This is a genomic window from Sphingobacterium litopenaei (assembly GCF_014692495.1).
In the GTDB taxonomy this organism is placed as follows: Bacteria; Bacteroidota; Bacteroidia; order Sphingobacteriales; family Sphingobacteriaceae; genus Sphingobacterium; species Sphingobacterium litopenaei.
On the sequence record NZ_JACOIJ010000022.1, the window covers coordinates 1 to 18,237 of the forward strand.

The following is an 18,237-nucleotide window of genomic DNA, read 5'->3' on the forward strand; positions in this document are numbered from 1 at the left end:
GGTTATTTTGTTTGTTCAATAGGTGAAGCATCTCCTGATACTATTCGTGAGTATATTCTCAATCAGGGTTAGTCGCTTACATCCCACAGGCTAAAGACCTGTGGGGTTTACGCTCCGTTTTATAAAACCTTGAATCTTCGAAAATTAATGATAAAAAACAGGAATTTATAAATACTAACGAGTTATATGAAGTAACCGTATATTTAGTCGAAGATTTACTTAAAATAAGTATATCAGAAATAGAATTCACTTTCAAAAATAGTTAATTAATTTATTTTTTGTTGAACTATATCTTCTGCTTTGCAGAATTTGAAATCTACAGCTATAATATAGAGCCTCAAGTCAGTAGCTCGATTGTTCTGAACATGGTATTGTTAAATATTCTGCATTCCAAATTACCATTTTGAGGCATTTGAATTTTCCATTAACAGCAGGTAACATAAAATTATCATTGGAAAATAATTAATAAAAAATATACTAATTCACTCTATCCTTACAAAATTGAGATCGTATAATTTAAATCCTTGCTGATTAATTACAAATTTTCATTCTGCTTTTCTGATTCGCCTACAATATTTCTTATAACACCAGGATTGCTGTTTTTCTTTTTCATTTTAAGGTTTAAAAACTCCACCATTACAGAAAAACCCATTGCAAAATATATGTAACCTTTAGATATATGTTGATCGAAACCTTCTGCTAATAAAGAAACTCCTATAAGCAATAAAAAAGATAATGCTAGCATCTTCACTGTAGGATGTTCGTTTACAAATTTTGATACAGTAGAGGCCGAAATCATCATTACACCAACTGCGATTATAACTGCTGCAATCATAACTTCTATTTGGTCAGCCATTCCAACAGCAGTGATTACAGAATCTAAAGAAAATACAATGTCTAATATTAAAATTTGAATAATTGTACTTACAAAAGAATGAACTTTAACTTTTCCTTCTTCTTCAACCACACCTTCAATCTTGTGATGGATTTCTACAGTAGATTTATAAATTAAAAACAAGCCTCCAATAAGTAAAATCAGATCACGACCAGAAATAGCTAATTTATCCATCCACTCTAAATCATTAACTCCGATGAATTCCCCTATATTAAATAGTGGAGACGTTAAACCCATTACCCAACTTAATGAAAACAAAAGCAACACACGTGTAAACATAGCTAAAAACAGACCTAATTGCTGAGCTTTCTTTTGTTGATGTGCAGGTAGTTTTCCTGCTAAAATAGAAATGAAAACAATATTATCTATACCTAAAACAATTTCTAGCATTGTTAAAGTTAATAAAGCAATTAATGCGTCTGGTTGTAAGAAAACACTAAAATCCATAAAATTATTATCTGAAGAAGTTCTATTTATTTCACTAAGTTAATTAAAACTAAAATATATTTTTAATATAATTACTATTACCCTCTTGTATAGTAGTAAAAGTGCAACACTTTGCGCTAGGTTGAACGGTGATCATAATTATAATATTTTATTTACTTTCTTTAAATCTGTCAATTAAAAAAATCTTATAATGAACAAGACAATTGCAATTTTGTTTTCAAAAATAAAAACAGTTCGAATAAGAAGTGGTAGATGAACAAAATTTATTTTACTAGCAACCAATTGCTTCTGCAACCGAAAAATAATATCAAAACACACCAATGATTCAAAAACAGATGTAAATGGAAGTTTAACTTAGATATTCCAGTAAGCACCTATTGGCTCAAAGTAGAAATGCGAGGGTGTAAACCGAACTGTGTCTAAAAATAAGTATTTATTTATTGACGACAGTTCAATTTACACCCTACAGAGTTCCGTTTACACCCTCTAATTATTGTAAGCAATCATAAAAGTCAATAACTTTAACTATTATGATTGCTTAATCTAATGATATTTATCTATGATATGCTATCATTAATTGAATCCCAAAGATCAAGTCTTTTTTTAAGTGCTTGTTTTGAAACTATTTGGATTTCTTCCCATTTTTGAGCATCATCTTGTGCTAACTCTTCAATCATTTTCAATGCCAATGGTCCATGTTCATCACCATCCAATTCTATATGTCTTTGGAAATAGTAAATAAACTTCGCTAAATCAGATTCGGGGAAGTTTATTTGAATTTCCTTTAATATAGATGAGAACATATGAGGGATCAAGTCTTCTCTTCCAAAAGTAAAGGCAGCTGCTATTTTGTGAGGCTCTTTTGTTTCAATTATTTGGAAGGTGAACTTTAGAAACTCTTTAATCCTAATATCTATATCTAAATTTTCAATACTTTGGAATATATCATTTGATTTTTTAACATTAGTCAAAAAATCCTTAATATAGCTTGTATTAGATCCCATAGATTCCATAGAATCCATGTACATTTCAAAATGGCTTAATCTTCTGCCATCTATAAATGTATCTGATTCCTCTGCCAAAACAATCTCATTAATCAAATAACGAGTGTTTGGATATTCAGATGCAAACCAAGGAATAGTGACACAAGTGAGTTCAATTTGTAATGCTTTTAGAAGAGACATGAAATCCCAAACCGCAAAAACATGTACTTGTGTGAATTTTTGTAAATGTTCTAATGTTTTAATCTTGCTATAAAGTGGATGATTATTTAGTAAATCTTTTTCTTCCTCAATAAAAGCCTGTATGTTCTCAAATTCTTTCATTTAACAAAGTTAACCTATAGACGTCGATATTATAGATAGCTTACTAAGTAAGATAAAGATTTTTAAAGGATATGAAATATATATGACACATTAATAGGTTTATTTAATGAGTAATTCGGAATTACCGATTTCACTTGCTAATAGAAATAGCATTCTCATAAGGGAAATTACCGCTACAATTAATAGTTTTGATTCTACTGAATTGAAGCAGTTTTTTTGCTTTTAGACCAGAATATTATAAATATCCCTATTATTTGATTTTCTGGATAGAATGGTGATGTTGACCCACTATAGTCACATTTTGACGAAGATCTTCATTTAGATAAGATTTATCGGTATATGGATAAGATTTACAACAGTCAACAGGAATCTATTCAAAAAATCAGTGTTGAACACACTAGAAAGATATTAGGCGGAAAAATCGGATTGATGTTCTATGATGTAACCACACTTTATTTTGAGTCAGATTATGGCGATGGATTTAGGGAGCCCGGCTTTTCCAAAGATGGCAAACATAGTCAGCCTCAAATAGTTTTAGGTCTTCTGGTAAGTGATAATGGATACCCATTGTCTTATTCGATGTTTAACGGCACGCAATATGAAGGTCACACGATGATTCCGATTGTGGAAGATTTTATAACCCGCTTTAATCTCAAAGATTTGTATTGGTCGCTGATTCTGGATTGATTAACAAAAGAAACATTGATTTTTTAAATACTCAGGGATATAAATACCTCATAGGAGCACGCATAAAAAATGTCAGTAAACCAGAAAGAGACTGGCTATTATCACTAACTAAAATGGAAGGCGACTTCAAGAAAATAGTAGAAAAGCAAAGCGCCTGTACTTCATAGGACGGATACAAAAGGACCACTCTCTAGCCCTTTGTAGTCCCCCCCATGTTCCCAGTGCAGTAGTTTGATATGGGTACGGTTTCGATTCAAGAAAACAAACACTTCACCGCTGGTCGGCTGACGCTGCATCACCGAAATGATAAGGCCACAAAGTCCATCAAATCATTTCCGCATGTCGCAATGCCAATCGTAAAGATAAAAACGATGAGAAGATCCTAATGAAAACATGCTGCTAAAATCGGATAAGTTGAGATATCAGGGAAAGATCATCTGATACTTTAAGTCTGATGCCGGAGGGATAAATAATCTCTACCTCATTACTCTTTAAGGTAGGTGCCGAAGTCATTTCAATAAAGCCTCTACTGTCAGACTCTTGTTCACTGACTTTGGAAACCCAGTATCCTAAGGTCACCACATTAATACAATGCAGTTTGCAAAAAGCTTTTTGCGTTAGACCGCTCGTTTTCCAATCAACAACCAGCGACAGCATTCTTTCTCTTTTTTCATGTGAACTCATGAAGCAAAGTTCAAAAATATAACCCGCTTATGAAATATGTATTTGGTCGGGCGAATACTTTCACACCGTAACAACTGTATAACCTGAGTAGTTATCATTAATCAAAAGTTAACAATTACTTAATATAATATTTGTTTGAAGAAAGTACTTTTGAGCAAACAACAAACTATGAAATTCAAATTATTATTAGCTGCAAGTATGTTAAGTCTGGGTGTTGTACATGCTCAGGATTTTGTAAAAGGTATTGTTTATGAGGATACCAACAAGAATGGCAAAAAGGAGAAGACCGAAACAGGCCTAATAAATGTATCTGTAAGTAATGGAATAGATGTGGTATTAACGAATGAACGGGGAGAGTATAAATTGCCTGTTGGTAAAGACAATATTATTTTTGTAATAAAGCCTACGAATTATTCTTTCCCTTTAAATGACAAAAATCTTCCTGAGTTTTACTACATACATAAACCAAATGGTTCTCCTAAATTAAAATATTCAACGGTTAGTCCTACTGGAGAGATTCCAAAATCATTGGATTTTCCATTATATGCACAACAAGAAGATATAAAGTTTAAAGCCTTAATATTTGGTGATCCGCAAGCGTATAATATGGATGAAATTGCTTATTTCAAAAAAGGAATAATAGAGGATATCAATGCAGATGGTACTATCAAGTTTGGCATTAGCTTAGGTGATTTAGTAGGTGATGATTTAGAACTGCATAAACCTTATCAGGACGCAATTCAACATATTGGAAAACCTTGGTATAATGTAATGGGTAATCATGACATGAATTATGATGTTAAAGTGGATTCATTATCTGATGAGACATTTGAATATAACTTTGGACCTAATAACTATGCGTTTCATTATGGAAATGCATATTTTATTGTGTTAGATAATATTTTATATCCGAATCCAAACACAGGAAAGGGATATTTAGGTGGATTTAGAAAAGATCAATTGGATTTCGTGGAAAACAGTTTAAAATACGTACCAAAAGACAAATTAATAATATTAAATTATCACATTCCGTTAGGAAATATAAATTCAGATTCGTTTAGACATAGTGATAGAGATAGATTGTTCAAGATTTTAGCCCCATTTAAACATACTCTTTCAATGTCTGCACATACCCACTGGCAGGAACAAATTTTCTATGGTCTGCAAGACGGATGGAAACAACAAGGTGTTCATCATGAATATAATGTGGGTACGACCTCAGGAGACTGGTATTCAGGAACTCGCAATGAGTATGGCATTCCGAGTTCTACAATGCGAGATGGTACGCCTAAAGGCTATGCCATTCTAACTATAGATAACAATTCGTATTCATTTGAATATAAAGTTGCTGGTAAACCAAAAAATTATCAAATGAATATTATTGTTCCTAGTGTATTGAGTGAAAAATACGCTCGTCTTTATAAAATTTCAGTCAATTTTTTTATGGGTAAGAAAGGTGATAAGGTGCAATACAGATTCGGCAATGATCAATGGCAAAATATGACGTATGTAGAACAACCTGATCCAGCGTATCAATATGAATTATTAAAATTTGATACCGCAGAAAAATTTATAGAAGGAAGACGTCCATCAAATGCTGTGAATTCAACCCATTTATGGGAAGCTAAATTTCCCAATAAGTTGCCAGTAGGAAAGCATGATTTGCAGGTGAAAGCTATCGATATGTATGGTAAATTACACACGCAAACAGTGGCTATCGAAATTGTAAAATAATTAGCAATTCAATTACAGACTTAAGAGGGTGGGGATTAACTCATCCTTTTTAGTTTTATGTTCCCAAGGGAACTTATAACTAACTGTGTATGTAAGTCAAAAAATATAGCTCCGCCGAAGAGGTTAATTCTATCAACAAATTTAAGGTGCAGCCGTTGTATTATCAAGCCTATACTACCAAGGATTACGAATTGGCTTAGCCCATTTATTGCTTATATTTTGTAGTGCTAGATAAATTAACTTTAAAAAGGATAGATCCGAAGTAATTCTCCCTGTTTTAGTAATTACTCTAATTTGACCATGGATCGTTTCAATTGCATTAACGGTGTAAATAGCTCTTCTTATTTACAAATTATACTCAAAGTAGGTAGATAAATTATCAACCCACCACTTACCGCTAATAGAACCCTGTTACCCATTTTCCTCAAATTCTATAAGCTCTTGATAACTCTATTCCTAAAGTATTACTGCTTCTAGGGCTTCGAGAAAAATTTTAAACCATATAATCGACCAGTTTATCTTACACTCCGCGCTATTTTAGATCACATTGCACCCAGACCCAAAATTTAACTCCTTAATCTTCTGATAAGTGTACGCCTAATAATTATTTTACACCGTCGTAATAAAGCAGAGGTATTTTACACAGCAAGTCTGTGAATACTCCACCTACCCTTAACCTTGAAGTGCTTGCAATCAAGGAAAATAAATGGATAAAGCGTCTCAAATGGCCTATTTCGTTACTCAATCATCGCAGGAATGACATTATCAGAGATAAGTGACCGCTATAGCTGCCATTTCCATAGCATACATCTCTCTAATATAGATCTTGATATTACGTGTACTCATGCCTTGAGCATACATATAGATAACATTATCTGCCACTTCCTGGTTAACAATATGTTGACCTTTTGTTACTGTTTTGGCTCGAAACTATTATTACAATTTCGACCACTTTCAAGCTCAAAACTTCCCGATTGTAAACTTCTAACAGTTATATTAGTTTTACCATTCTTTACGAGTAAACTTACCTGAAGCCTTTTTCTTAAAAAAGATGATTTTCTAACTCATCTTCTAACATTGATTCTAATAAATGCGTTAACATAGCGCCCCATTTGTCTCCCCATCTATTTGCTTTGGTAAAAGCCTTTTCAACGTTTCCTTTGAATCTATCAAAATAAAATTTCTCGCCATTGATTATACTGTGTTTAGAAATAAGTCTTTATCGCTAGACACAATTTCGTCTTCCCCATCCAATTATACAACAACGTTAATTTTATAAACACCCTTCGAATTGATAATATTATATTAATCTCCATTTAATATCTTATTGATTTCCTATTTCTATTCTTGCATCAACAAAAGCACATTAAATTAATCTATAATTCTATGAATCACTACCTATTAAAGGCCTGCTTTATCAGCACCTTAATAAGTTTTGCAAGTTGTAAAAATGAAAGTTCTCTTTCTTCATCTACAGAGTATGATCCCACAAAGGATGTTGTTTTAACATCTTTTTACCCACTGGAGGGAGGAGCAAGAGACAAAATTCTTTTAGATGGCGAAAACTTTGGGACAAACCCCTCAAAAATTAAAGTCTATTTTAATAAAACACAAGCTAAAGTTATATCAAGTAGTGGAGAGCGCATATATGCACTAGTGCCAAGATTGCCAGGGGAAAATCCTACCATATCTGTTGTAGTAGGAGCCGATTCTGTAGTTTATAAAAATAATTTTACTTATCGCACTCAAGCATTAGTAAGTACCGTTACTGGTAACGGAGTGAAAACTTTTACACCGGGCACATTGTCAGAAGCTACTGTGTATGGCAAATATTTAGAATTAGATCGCGAAGGTAACATTTTCATGTCGTGGCGTGATGGTAACACAGCAGGAAGTTCTACAGCCACTTTTGGAGTTGCGCGAATCAATGAGTCCCAGAATATTGTCACTCCGCTAATTCAAGCTACCGCTGATACACGTGTTTTGTATGCAAATGGGCTTACAGTTGACCGCTCAACAGGCATTCTTACTGCAGCGCACGAGTCAGTTCAAGAGGTGATGTTTACCTTTGACCCAAAGGAAGCTTGGTACCCTCGCCAACGTAACATGAAATATTCTACCAGTGACTATGCTTCGATTGTAGTAGGTGATAGATATAAAAATTTTATCACATTTTCACCTTGGGATGGAAATTTATATACAAGATATAGAGATGGTAAAGTTGCTCGTATCAATCCTCAAACACTGGAAGCCAAAATTATCCATCAAGGCCCCTATGGTTCGCAATACGGTCAAGCTATTAATCCCGCCAAACCTTGGGAATTATATATCACTCTGCACTCAAATGCTAGTCCAGTAGAATTCAGACAGGGCATAATGGTGTTAGACCTTAGAGATCCTAATGGAACAGGCGGATTTAAAAGATTAAATGCTCCGGGCGGCTCAGCCTTTAAAGATGGTCCTATTGAGGACGCATTGTTCAATTATCCAAAAGATATAAAGTTTGATAACGATGGAAATATGTTTGTTGCTGATTATGGCAACCACTGTATTCGTATGGTCTCTCCCGAAGGTGTAGTAACTACAGTGGCCGGACAACCAGGTAAATCTGGCTACAAAGACGGAGGACCAACTGAATCTTTGTTTAATGAACCTTGGGGAGTCGCTGTAAATGAACTTGGACACATATACATTGCTGATTGGTCCAATGCTAGAATCCGAAAATTAGTTATAGAATAATTAACCTCTTATTATTAAAATGAAAATTTCTCAATTTATAGTCTTGTTGTTAATCATCGTATACACGATACCCACATTTGCTCAGCAAGGAAAAGAATTATCCATAGCAGGAACTATTGTAGACATAAACAAGAATCCATTGCCTAATGTATCAATCTACGTAAAAGATAAACCATCCATAGGATCCTCTACAGATGATAAAGGAAGATTCAATCTAAAAGTACTTTACGGAGACAAAATAGTATTTAGCTATGTAGGTTTTGAAACAGTAGAACACTTAAGTATTAATGATAAAGATGATTTGTTGATTACTCTAATTCAAGACAATTCATCAATTGATGAAGTCGTTGTTGTAGGCTTAGGGAATGTTCAAAGAAAAATAAGTTCAGTAGGTGCAATTTCTACAGTAGATCCAAAAGACTTGCAATCACCTGCACCCTCTATAACAAATCTATTAGGAGGACGTGCAGCTGGTGTTATCTCCATGCAAGCAAGCGGGGAACCTGGCAAAAATATCGCTGAATTTTGGGTACGTGGCATTGGCACTTTCGGTGCTAATAATAGCGCATTAGTATTAATTGATGGTTTAGAGGGGAATTTAAATACAATTGATCCTGCAGACATCGAAAGTTTCTCCATTTTGAAAGACGCATCTGCAACAGCTGTATACGGTGTTCGCGGTGCTAACGGGGTTGTTTTAGTAACAACTAAAAGAGGTTTGGTAGATCGTATCCAATTAACTGCTAGAGTGAATACTACATTATCTACTCTAAATAGGTTACCCAAATATGTAGATGCTTATAATTATGCATTGTTAGCAAACGAGGCTAGTGTAATTAGAGGAAATACTCCAATTTACAACCAAGTGGAGTTGGGGATTATAAAAGATGGATTAGATCCTGATTTATATCCGAATGTAAATTGGCAGGATGAAATATTAAATAAAAACTTTTGGTCTAATAGCTACTATGTAAGTGGTAGAGGTGGCAGTGAGGTCGCACGTTATTTTTTAAGTTTGGGAGGAAAAAGTCAAACTGCTGCTTATAAAGTAGATAAGAATTCTCCTTATAGTTCAAATGTTGGGTTCAATTCATACAGTTACCGAATTAATTTGGACGTTAATCTTACCAAATCGACAAAAGTTTTCTTAGGTTCAGATGGCTTTTTATCAATCTTGACACAACCAGGGATTGCCAATACGGATTATATCTGGGGAGCACAGTCTAGCTTAACACCTTTGACTATACCTACTCAATTTACCAATGGATTATTACCTGGGCGAGGTAAATCAGATCAATCCTCTCCGTATGTAATGATCAATAGAACAGGCAAAGCTGCTGATGAAGAATATAGAGGTAAAACCACACTATCGTTAAACCAAGATCTATCGTCAGTATTAGATGGTTTGAAATTTCGAGTTCAAGGAGCCTATGACATTTATAGTTACTTTAATGAGCGTCGACGGGTACAACCTGCATTATATAATGGTATTGGTAGAGCAGCGGATGGCTCATTAATCACCATTCTTACTGTACCTGAGGAAAAGGCTAGTTATAAAAAAGAAACAAGACAATTCCGAAAATATTTCTTAGAAACAGTAATTAATTATGATAAGGTGTTTAATAATGATCACCGAACATCCGCATTAATATACTATTATTTAAGTGACTCAAAAGATACGAAAGACGCCATATCAAATCTTGAATCCATTCCTTTACGCTACCAAGGTGTGTCAAGTCGTGTCACTTATGGGTATAAAGATACTTATTTATTAGATGTAAACTTTGGATACACAGGATCTGAAAACTTTCAACCAGGGCGTCAATACGGATTTTTCCCATCAGTAGCATTAGGCTGGGTACCATCAAGTTATAGATTTGTGCAGGAGTCCGCACCATGGTTAAATTATTTTAAAATAAGAGCATCATATGGATCTGTTGGTAATGACCGTATTTCCAACACAAGATTCCCTTACTTGACAAAAGTAAACCAGGGAACCACGCAATTGAATTCTGATAATGATCTTTGGGGAATAGGAGGAGTAGAGACAATAGGCGAAACACGTATAGGCGCTGACAATTTGGCTTGGGAACGAGCAATTAAATCAAACATTGGTTTTGAAGGAAAAATATTCAACAATAAATTAGATTTTGTATTTGACATTTTCAAAGATGAACGTAATGGAATATTTCAACAACGTGTGCAAGTGCCTGACTATGTAGGAGTTCTAAATAACCCATTTGCAAATGTTGGACGTATGCAAAGTTCAGGGATGGATGGAAATATATCATATAAAGGAAATATAACAAAGGATATAAATTTCACCTTACGCGGTAACTTTACTTACGCTAAAAATATGGTTAAGAATTGGGAGCAAGCTTACCTAGAATACCCCTACTTAGAGTACAATAATTTTCCGCACAAATCAATCCGCGGCTTGCAAGCCTTAGGTTTATTCAAAGACCAAGATGATATTAATTATAGCCCTCAGCAAACATTTGGAGCTGTAATGCCTGGTGATATCAAATACAAAGATATCAATGGAGATGGAATCATTGACAATTTAGATAAAGTACCCTTAGCACAAAATGATGAAATTCCATTGATTATGTATGGATTTGGAGGTCAAGTTAGTTACAAAAAGATTTCTTTAGGCGTTCTATTTAAAGGAACGGGAAGTAGTCCATTCTTTTATGGAGGAATTGGATATAGACCATTTTATGAAGGAGCAATAGGTAACGTCTTAGATATCGTTGCGGACCCGTCGAATCGTTGGATTCCGAAGGAATACGCTATATTAAATGGTATTGACCCTAACCTATCAGAGAATCCTAATGCGAAATTTCCTCGTTTATCCTATGGAGGGAGCACAAACAATAATCAGACATCAACATTTTGGCAAAGTGATGCAAAGTATATACGACTACAAGAAGTAACAATAAATTACAACTTAAATCCTTCTTTCTTGAGAAAAGCAGGCATAAAGTCTATGGATCTACAGTTTGTTGGTAACAACTTATATACTTGGGATACTGTAAAAATATTTGACCCAGAACAAGCAAGATTCAATGGCCGTAAATACCCAATACCTTCCACGTATTCGGTTCAAATATATATTAATTTTTAAGTGAGAAAGAACAAATCAAGTAAATGAAAAATTCAGTTTTAAAAAGAATAGTGGGAGTATCAGTATTCATAATTGCTTTATCTACCACATCGTGTAAAGATTATTTAAATATAGATAGTTATTTTGATGATGAATTTAAGATAGACTCTGCATTCAGCAGCACACGAAATATGGAAGCATATATGTGGGGCGCCGCAGCTATGTTTAAAGATGAATCACAAACTATCCGCAACAATTTCACGCCAGGCCCTATGGCTACTGACGAAGGCTTTAATGGCTTAACAAACGCAAATGGTACTGGAAACATATACCACGGGATGGATTTTGCAACAGGACGTATCACACCAGATTTTTATGGGGAAGGTGCTACCAACTTAAATCAATGGGGAAATTATTACAAAATAATTAGAAAGTGTAATATGATTTTGCAAAATTTAGATGTGCCCGAAGACTTGAACAATGCAAATAGGGCAAGAATTGAAGGCTACACTAAATTTATTAGAGCATATGCATATTATTATCTTTTGTTAGATTATGGTCCTCCGATCTTATTAGGAGATGAATTGGTTAACACTAATGAGGAGTTAGCATATTACGACAGAGAACGCGCTACGTTTGATGAAGCGATGGAATACATCTGTAATGAATTTGAATCAGCCGCATTATTAATGCCTGATGAAGTAGGAATTTTAGATTTTGGCAAGCCTACACGTGGCGCGGCGTATGCTTTAATTGCTAGGTTGAGATTAATACATGCAAGTCCATTATATAACGGAGGCGCAGTTGCAAATTCGTATTTTGGATCATGGATACGTAAATCAGATGGAGTACATTATGTTTCCCAAAAGATTGATGAAAAGAGATGGGCTATTGCCGCTGCTGCTGCTAAACGGGTAATGGACATGGGCAAGTACCGACTATACACGGTACAGGCAGATGATCAAACAGCCAAGTTGCCACAAGGCATAACATCAGACCCTAACTTTTACAACACATTTCCAAATGGCGCTGGAGGGATAGATGCTTTCCGTTCCTACTCAGACATTTTTACTGGAGAGGCTTACCCAGCGATAAATCCCGAGTTTATATGGGCTAGAAACACGCAATACTTAAATACTACTATTAACCAAGGTGCGTTTCCTCCTTCTTTGGGCGGATGGGGTAGATTCTGTGTAACACAGAAGGTGGTTGACGCCTACCTAATGGACGATGGTCGTACTAAGGAAGAGGCTTCTTCTGACGGGTATTATTCTGAAAAAGGTTTTACTACACAAGCTAAACGTTTTTCAGGATATCCATTAAATTCAGGCATCTATAATATGTATGCTAATCGAGAAATGCGCTTTTATGCTTCCGTGGGCTTTAATGGTGCTGTTTGGCAAAATTTAAGTGTAGTTTCGAAAACAAATCATACCGCAGACTACTTCTTTCAAGGCGCTGATGGTCGTGGAGGCGTTACCGCTTCCTCTCCTAATTATCCTATTACAGGTTATGTAATTAAAAAATACAACCATCCTATGGATGCTTTAACTGGAACAGGAGCACGTAGAATTGATAAGGCTTATTCAATAATTCGCTATGCAGAAATTTTATTAATTTACGCAGAAGCATTAAATAATCTAAAAGCAAGCCATACTGTGACCATAGGCAACCAAGACTATGTCATATATCGGGATGAAGAAGAGATAAAAAAATCATTTAATCAAGTTCGTTATCGAGCAGGTCTCCCAGGACTTTCACACGCTCAATTAAATAATGCGGATTTAGTGCAGAAGCTAATCGAAAGAGAAAGAATGGTAGAACTCTTATGGGAAAATCTTCGTTATTATGATGTCAGAAGATGGGGCATTTATGAAGAGACAGAAAGGGAGCCTATGAGCGGTATGAATCCTGATGGAGCTACCGCAGAAACTTACTATCGTCGGGTAATTCCCGGTTCGTCATCCTTCTTAAAGCGAGAAGTAAGTAAAAGATTAGTATGGCTTCCTATTCCAAGAGCAGAATTACGAAGATTGCCTTCGGTATCACAAAACCCTGGTTACTAAATGTTAAACTGTAATAAAAATAATATGAAAAGTAGACTTATAGCATTATTTATCTTACAATATTTTTTAATTTCATGTAATGATAATGATGTCTTTGAACAGGAAATGTATAAAAATGTAGTTGCCTTAATAAGTAGTTCATATCATAATAATTTTGAAGAAGTTGTTCCTTTAAATGATGAAGAAGTGACTGGATATATCACAGCCTCAGTGGGCGGATCATATGCTCCAGACCGAGATCTGACTGTTAATCTTATTGAAGATAATACACTATTCGATAAATACAACTGGTCTTTATATGATGCTGACACTAAATTATATGCTAAATTATTAACAAAAGCAAGCTACAACATTCCTGAAGCTAAAATTGTTATAAAAGCAGGTGAACGTACGGGCCGTGCATTAGTTAAATTACGTCCTGATGGATTATCTCCTGATTCCACATATTTCATTAGTTTAAAAGCTTTACCTGAAGAGGGCGTAGAAATAAATCCCAATAAAAGTAATGTACTATACAAAGTAATGATTTATAATCAATATGCCTCTCAGGCGAAAAATTCTTTCTATAGTATGACAGGATTACAAGATGGAGCAATAACAGCAGGCAGTAAAAAATTATTTCCTATTTCTAAAAATAGTGTTCGTGTTACTGCTGGTATAGAATCTTTTGCTAGTAATGAGCAAAGTATAGCAAAAACATCAATGATACTGGAAGTTGGTCCAGATAATAAAGTTACTATAAAGCCTTATAAAAACCTCGTGGTGCATCAAATAGATAATGATTCTCGTTATCCTAATAAGTTTACAATCGAAGAATCTTATGGTCGAAAATTCAACGTTTTTACTTTATGTTATGATTACCAAATTGGAAATATAACCAAACGTATGCATGAGGAATTAAGAATGGAAATAACTGAGTAATTTCTTCCATAAAAAGTCCATTAGGGAGTAACAAAGAAAGTGTTACTCCCTTTATCATACAACCAAATGCTCCTGATTTCAACATGATTTTTACCGAAAAATCTTGCTCCCGTCAGGAAATATAATCTGAGAATTACATTTTTATGATTCTAAAAGAATAGACTTCCCCATTTTTTAAAAATTTATATATGTAATGTTATATATTAAAATTTCACTAGAAAGGAATGGTTATTTTTTTAGAGGTTTATGTTTTTCTATTTTTGTGAACAACATGTTATGCAAATTATTCTTATTGAAGATGATAAACGAATTAGTGATTTTATTCTAAAAGGATTAGAAGAAAATACACATTTTGTAACCCTATATAAATCTGCAGAAGATTTCTTAAATCATTACCTACAATTATCTTTTGATTTAATTATTTGCGACATTATGCTTCCTGGTATTGATGGTATGCAATTAGTTCAAACCATTCGTTATAAAAAAATATACACTCCAGTATTGATGTTAACGGCTTTAAATTCTGTACAAGATAAAGTCTCTGCTTTAGATTTTGGAGCTGATGATTATATGACGAAACCCTTTCATTTTGATGAATTGCTATCGCGAATAAATGCTTTGACTCGTAGACATCAGTATACACAAAAAGAAGAAAGATCCAATACGTTTGCAATTGGAGATATGCTGGTCGATTTGAATCAGTATACTGTGAAAATTGCAGGAGAAGAAGTTATTTTATCGCCGCGTGAATTCAAGCTTTTAAATTATTTAATCGAAAATAATAACAAGGCGGTTTCTCGAATTCAAATTTTAAATGCTGTTTGGGGTATAACTTTTGATAATCACACCAATGTTGTGGATGTTTATATATCTTATTTGAGAAATAAGATTGAGAAAAATCAAAAATATATTTACACTATTAAAGGAATTGGATATATGCTAAAGGCGGATTAAAATATGAAGTTAAGAGATCGTTTATCCATTTATTCTGTCTTAATATTCAGCGTTATAATTTTGACAGTTTCGTCCATAATTTATTTTTCCTTTTACTCTACTATGGAAAAAAAGGAAATAAAAGCACTCGAAAGTAAATCACTCTTGGCGGCTATTTATTATCTAGAACAAGATGAACTTTCTTCTTCCGAGTATGAGAATATTAAAAGCCAATTGTTAAAAACCATTTCTCGCAAAAATATTGCCGTTTACAACAATAACAGCGATAAGGTGAATGGTGAAATGACAAATGATATGAATATTTCTGAAGACTTTCTACAAGAGGTTAGAAAACATAATAATGGTATTTTTCACACGGAGGACTACTTTTACAAAGGAATTTTTTATACAGATAATCAAGGTGATTTTGTGGTTGTAGTTCGTGAATCTAAAGTAGTTTTTAACGATCAAATGAATTCGTTGCTCCAAATTTTACTTATTGCTTCCATAGTTGGTTTAGCCATCATCTACCTGTTGTCGCAATATTTAGGATTTATAGCTTATCAACCCATCACACATTTTATTTCTCAGATAAAAAACAGAAACGGAATCAATTTTAAAGAGCCGATTGTTCTAGAACATTCTTATACTGAAATTAAAGAATTATCGACGACTTATAACCGTTTCATTAATCAAATTTCAGAAACATTTTCGGTACAAAAGAATTTCATAGACTATGTTTCTCACGAATTACGTACGCCGATTACCGCTTTAATGGGCACTTTGGAAGTTACAAAACAAAAGGATAGAACCACTGAGGAATATCAAGAAGCGTTGCAACAATTACAGCAATATACGATAGATCTACAAGAAGCAATCGATCAAATGATGTTGCTTTCAGGGGCGAAAACCAATTTTGAATTATCGCCTATTCGTATTGATGAAGTGATTTGGGAATTGGTAGAAAACCAAATTGTCTATCATCAAGCAGATATTAAAGTAGATTTGGATGTGGAAAATGATCAACTATTGACGATCAACGGGAATAATCAATTACTTAATTTAGCCATAGGAAACCTCATTTCTAATGCGATTAAATATTCTAATAATCAGCAAATCCAGATACAATTTCTAACCATTCAAGAACGATTAATTCTTCAAATTATCGATACCGGAATTGGAATCAAAATTGACGAATTACCTCAAATTCGCCAAAATTTCTACCGTGGAAAAAACACATCTTCTTATCAAGGTAAAGGAATTGGACTATCTATTGCGGATATTATTTTCAAAATTCATCGTATTGAATTAGAGATATTATCCAATCAGCCCAAAGGAACCATTATGCGATTAACATTTTAAGTAATTCTAATCAAATTCTAATCTAACTCAAAAATCTCTTTAATGTTTGATTCCTAGTTTTGAGATTTCAAATTTCTAGAAATGAAACATCTTTTATTTCCTATTGCGTTAATCTGTGCTGCGCCTACTATACAGGCACAAACCACCACATTAACCGATCTCGAAAATCAGTTTATACAAAGCAATTCGCAGCTCCTTGCTTCAAAATTTAACATTGATAAGGCCCAAGCCGAAATCATACAGGAGAAATTATGGCCAAATCCTACGCTTTCAATTTCTGAAGTTAACCTTTGGAAAACGTACAATATTGAAAAGCAACCTTATCTGTTTGGTAAGTATGGGCAAAATCAACAAATATCTGTTGATTTGGAGCAGATGATTGAAACTGCTGGCAAACGTAAAAAACGTGTAGCGTTAAAACAATTAGACCAAAAATCAGCAACTTTTGAGTATGAAGAATTGCTCCGTGAATTGCGAAAAGAGTTAAGATTAACCTATTATGATCTACAACGCATTCAGCAAGAAGTTAAGCACTTGAATGTAATTGTTGAATTGTACACGCAAATGTATGCTCAATATCAACGTCAATCTGAGCTGAAGAATGTGTCTACGGCTGATTTTTACCGTATTCAAACGGAATTAATTGGTTTGCAAAAACAGCAAATTGAAATAGAAAATGAACAATTTGAAGCGTTAAGCAAACTTCGAATTTTGACGCATAATCACAGTTTAGATGTTACACAAATCAAATTTGAAACATCCGCAAACATCAAATCCCAAATATTACCGATCAATCTTGTTGAAATTGCCAAACAACAGAATATTGGATTGAAACGTCAATTAAATGAAAAAGCAAAAGCGCAACAACTATTGATTTTAGAAAAGGCAGAAAAGAAGCCGGATCTTACCGTACAAATGAATTACGATCGTGGTGGAAATATTATGAGTGATTTTATTGGTCTAGGGGTTAGTTTCGATTTACCTGTTTTTAACAGAAATAAAGGCAATATCAAAGCAGCTGAAATTGGTATTATACAAGAGCAATCCAATCAACTAACCGTGGAGAATAATCTTATTCAGTCCATTCATCAATTACGAAATCAATTGATTAGAATAGAAAAATCGCTTCAAAATTGGCCAGTTGATCACCTCAAAAATCAAAAACAAATGCTCGATAATTACAAAAAGCACTTCCAAAATAATCAAGTGACTTTATTGGAATTTATTGATTTTACTCAGGCTTATCGTGAAGCCAATCAAGCGTATTTCCAATTGCAACAGACTTATCAAAATACTTTCGAAGAATTACAATATATCGTAGGAAAAGATTTTTAATCG

The 18,237-nt window shown here is 33.9% G+C and carries 12 protein-coding genes and 2 pseudogenes; 9 read left to right on the forward strand and 5 right to left on the reverse strand.

Going from position 1 to position 18,237, the window contains the following annotated elements; translation table 11 throughout:
* Nucleotides 1–535 precede the first annotated feature (535 nt).
* The gene (locus H8B04_RS11465) at nucleotides 536–1,342 is read right to left on the reverse strand and encodes a TerC family protein (protein ID WP_190302435.1); all 807 of its coding nucleotides are present in this window, start codon (nucleotides 1,340–1,342) and stop codon (nucleotides 536–538) included.
* A gap of 557 nt (nucleotides 1,343–1,899) precedes the next feature.
* Nucleotides 1,900–2,667, reverse strand: coding sequence for a DUF3050 domain-containing protein (locus H8B04_RS11470; protein WP_165290953.1), 768 nt, complete (start codon nucleotides 2,665–2,667; stop codon nucleotides 1,900–1,902).
* A gap of 294 nt (nucleotides 2,668–2,961) precedes the next feature.
* Between H8B04_RS11470 and H8B04_RS11475 the strand changes: the two are divergent.
* Nucleotides 2,962–3,482 (forward strand): annotated as a pseudogene (locus H8B04_RS11475) (IS1634 family transposase); the annotation flags it as partial.
* A gap of 33 nt (nucleotides 3,483–3,515) precedes the next feature.
* On the opposite strand, the pseudogene tnpB reads toward H8B04_RS11475, so the two are convergent.
* Nucleotides 3,516–3,671: pseudogene (gene tnpB / locus H8B04_RS17510) on the reverse strand (IS66 family insertion sequence element accessory protein TnpB); the annotation flags it as partial.
* 82 nt (nucleotides 3,672–3,753) lie between these two features.
* Nucleotides 3,754–4,038 carry an IS66 family insertion sequence element accessory protein TnpA gene (tnpA, locus tag H8B04_RS11485; protein WP_190302438.1) on the reverse strand — a complete coding sequence of 95 codons (285 nt, stop codon included), beginning with the start codon at nucleotides 4,036–4,038 and terminating at the stop codon, nucleotides 3,754–3,756.
* 168 nt (nucleotides 4,039–4,206) lie between these two features.
* On the opposite strand from tnpA, the gene H8B04_RS11490 reads away from it, so the two are divergent.
* A complete protein-coding gene (locus H8B04_RS11490; protein WP_190302439.1) occupies nucleotides 4,207–5,772 on the forward strand; it encodes a calcineurin-like phosphoesterase C-terminal domain-containing protein in 1,566 nt (521 codons plus the stop codon).
* 765 nt (nucleotides 5,773–6,537) lie between these two features.
* Here the strand turns inward: H8B04_RS11490 and H8B04_RS17515 are convergent.
* On the reverse strand, nucleotides 6,538–6,633 hold the full coding sequence (locus H8B04_RS17515; RefSeq protein ID WP_449449428.1) for a hypothetical protein: 96 nt from the start codon (nucleotides 6,631–6,633) through the stop codon (nucleotides 6,538–6,540).
* A gap of 525 nt (nucleotides 6,634–7,158) precedes the next feature.
* Between H8B04_RS17515 and H8B04_RS11495 the strand changes: the two genes are divergently transcribed.
* The 7 genes from H8B04_RS11495 to H8B04_RS11525 all read left to right on the forward strand — a co-directional run bounded on the left by H8B04_RS11495 (nucleotide 7,159) and on the right by H8B04_RS11525 (nucleotide 18,234).
* Complete coding sequence (locus H8B04_RS11495) at nucleotides 7,159–8,511, forward strand: IPT/TIG domain-containing protein (RefSeq protein WP_165290957.1); 1,353 nt, start codon at nucleotides 7,159–7,161, stop codon at nucleotides 8,509–8,511.
* Nucleotides 8,512–8,530: 19 nt separating this feature from the next.
* Nucleotides 8,531–11,638, forward strand: coding sequence for a SusC/RagA family TonB-linked outer membrane protein (locus H8B04_RS11500; protein WP_190302440.1), 3,108 nt, complete (start codon nucleotides 8,531–8,533; stop codon nucleotides 11,636–11,638).
* A 23-nt stretch (nucleotides 11,639–11,661) separates the two neighbouring features.
* Nucleotides 11,662–13,683, forward strand: a complete 2,022-nt coding sequence (locus tag H8B04_RS11505) for a RagB/SusD family nutrient uptake outer membrane protein (RefSeq protein WP_190302441.1) — start codon at nucleotides 11,662–11,664, stop codon at nucleotides 13,681–13,683.
* Between the two features lie 24 nt (nucleotides 13,684–13,707).
* Complete coding sequence (locus H8B04_RS11510; protein ID WP_190302442.1) at nucleotides 13,708–14,604, forward strand: BT_3044 domain-containing protein; 897 nt, start codon at nucleotides 13,708–13,710, stop codon at nucleotides 14,602–14,604.
* Between the two features lie 276 nt (nucleotides 14,605–14,880).
* Nucleotides 14,881–15,558 (forward strand): response regulator transcription factor, encoded by a 678-nt coding sequence (locus H8B04_RS11515; RefSeq protein ID WP_190302443.1) that lies wholly within the window; start codon nucleotides 14,881–14,883, stop codon nucleotides 15,556–15,558.
* 102 nt (nucleotides 15,559–15,660) lie between these two features.
* Nucleotides 15,661–16,899, forward strand: a complete 1,239-nt coding sequence (locus tag H8B04_RS11520) for a sensor histidine kinase (protein ID WP_223815398.1) — start codon at nucleotides 15,661–15,663, stop codon at nucleotides 16,897–16,899.
* Nucleotides 16,900–16,980: 81 nt separating this feature from the next.
* Nucleotides 16,981–18,234: a TolC family protein gene (locus H8B04_RS11525; protein ID WP_190302445.1), complete on the forward strand. Its 1,254-nt coding sequence runs from the start codon at nucleotides 16,981–16,983 to the stop codon at nucleotides 18,232–18,234.
* Nucleotides 18,235–18,237 lie beyond the last annotated feature (3 nt).

What these genes read in the sequence shown, in the direction of transcription:
- H8B04_RS11465 (WP_190302435.1), bottom strand. Translation starts at nt 1,342, where the DNA reads ATGGATTTTAGTGTTTTCTTACAACCAGACGCATTAATTGCTTTATTA.
- H8B04_RS11470 (WP_165290953.1), bottom strand. Translation starts at nt 2,667, where the DNA reads ATGAAAGAATTTGAGAACATACAGGCTTTTATTGAGGAAGAAAAAGAT.
- tnpA (WP_190302438.1), bottom strand. Translation starts at nt 4,038, where the DNA reads ATGAGTTCACATGAAAAAAGAGAAAGAATGCTGTCGCTGGTTGTTGAT.
- H8B04_RS11490 (WP_190302439.1), top strand. Translation starts at nt 4,207, where the DNA reads ATGAAATTCAAATTATTATTAGCTGCAAGTATGTTAAGTCTGGGTGTT.
- H8B04_RS17515 (WP_449449428.1), bottom strand. Translation starts at nt 6,633, where the DNA reads ATGTATGCTCAAGGCATGAGTACACGTAATATCAAGATCTATATTAGA.
- H8B04_RS11495 (WP_165290957.1), top strand. Translation starts at nt 7,159, where the DNA reads ATGAATCACTACCTATTAAAGGCCTGCTTTATCAGCACCTTAATAAGT.
- H8B04_RS11500 (WP_190302440.1), top strand. Translation starts at nt 8,531, where the DNA reads ATGAAAATTTCTCAATTTATAGTCTTGTTGTTAATCATCGTATACACG.
- H8B04_RS11505 (WP_190302441.1), top strand. Translation starts at nt 11,662, where the DNA reads ATGAAAAATTCAGTTTTAAAAAGAATAGTGGGAGTATCAGTATTCATA.
- H8B04_RS11510 (WP_190302442.1), top strand. Translation starts at nt 13,708, where the DNA reads ATGAAAAGTAGACTTATAGCATTATTTATCTTACAATATTTTTTAATT.
- H8B04_RS11515 (WP_190302443.1), top strand. Translation starts at nt 14,881, where the DNA reads ATGCAAATTATTCTTATTGAAGATGATAAACGAATTAGTGATTTTATT.
- H8B04_RS11520 (WP_223815398.1), top strand. Translation starts at nt 15,661, where the DNA reads ATGGAAAAAAAGGAAATAAAAGCACTCGAAAGTAAATCACTCTTGGCG.
- H8B04_RS11525 (WP_190302445.1), top strand. Translation starts at nt 16,981, where the DNA reads ATGAAACATCTTTTATTTCCTATTGCGTTAATCTGTGCTGCGCCTACT.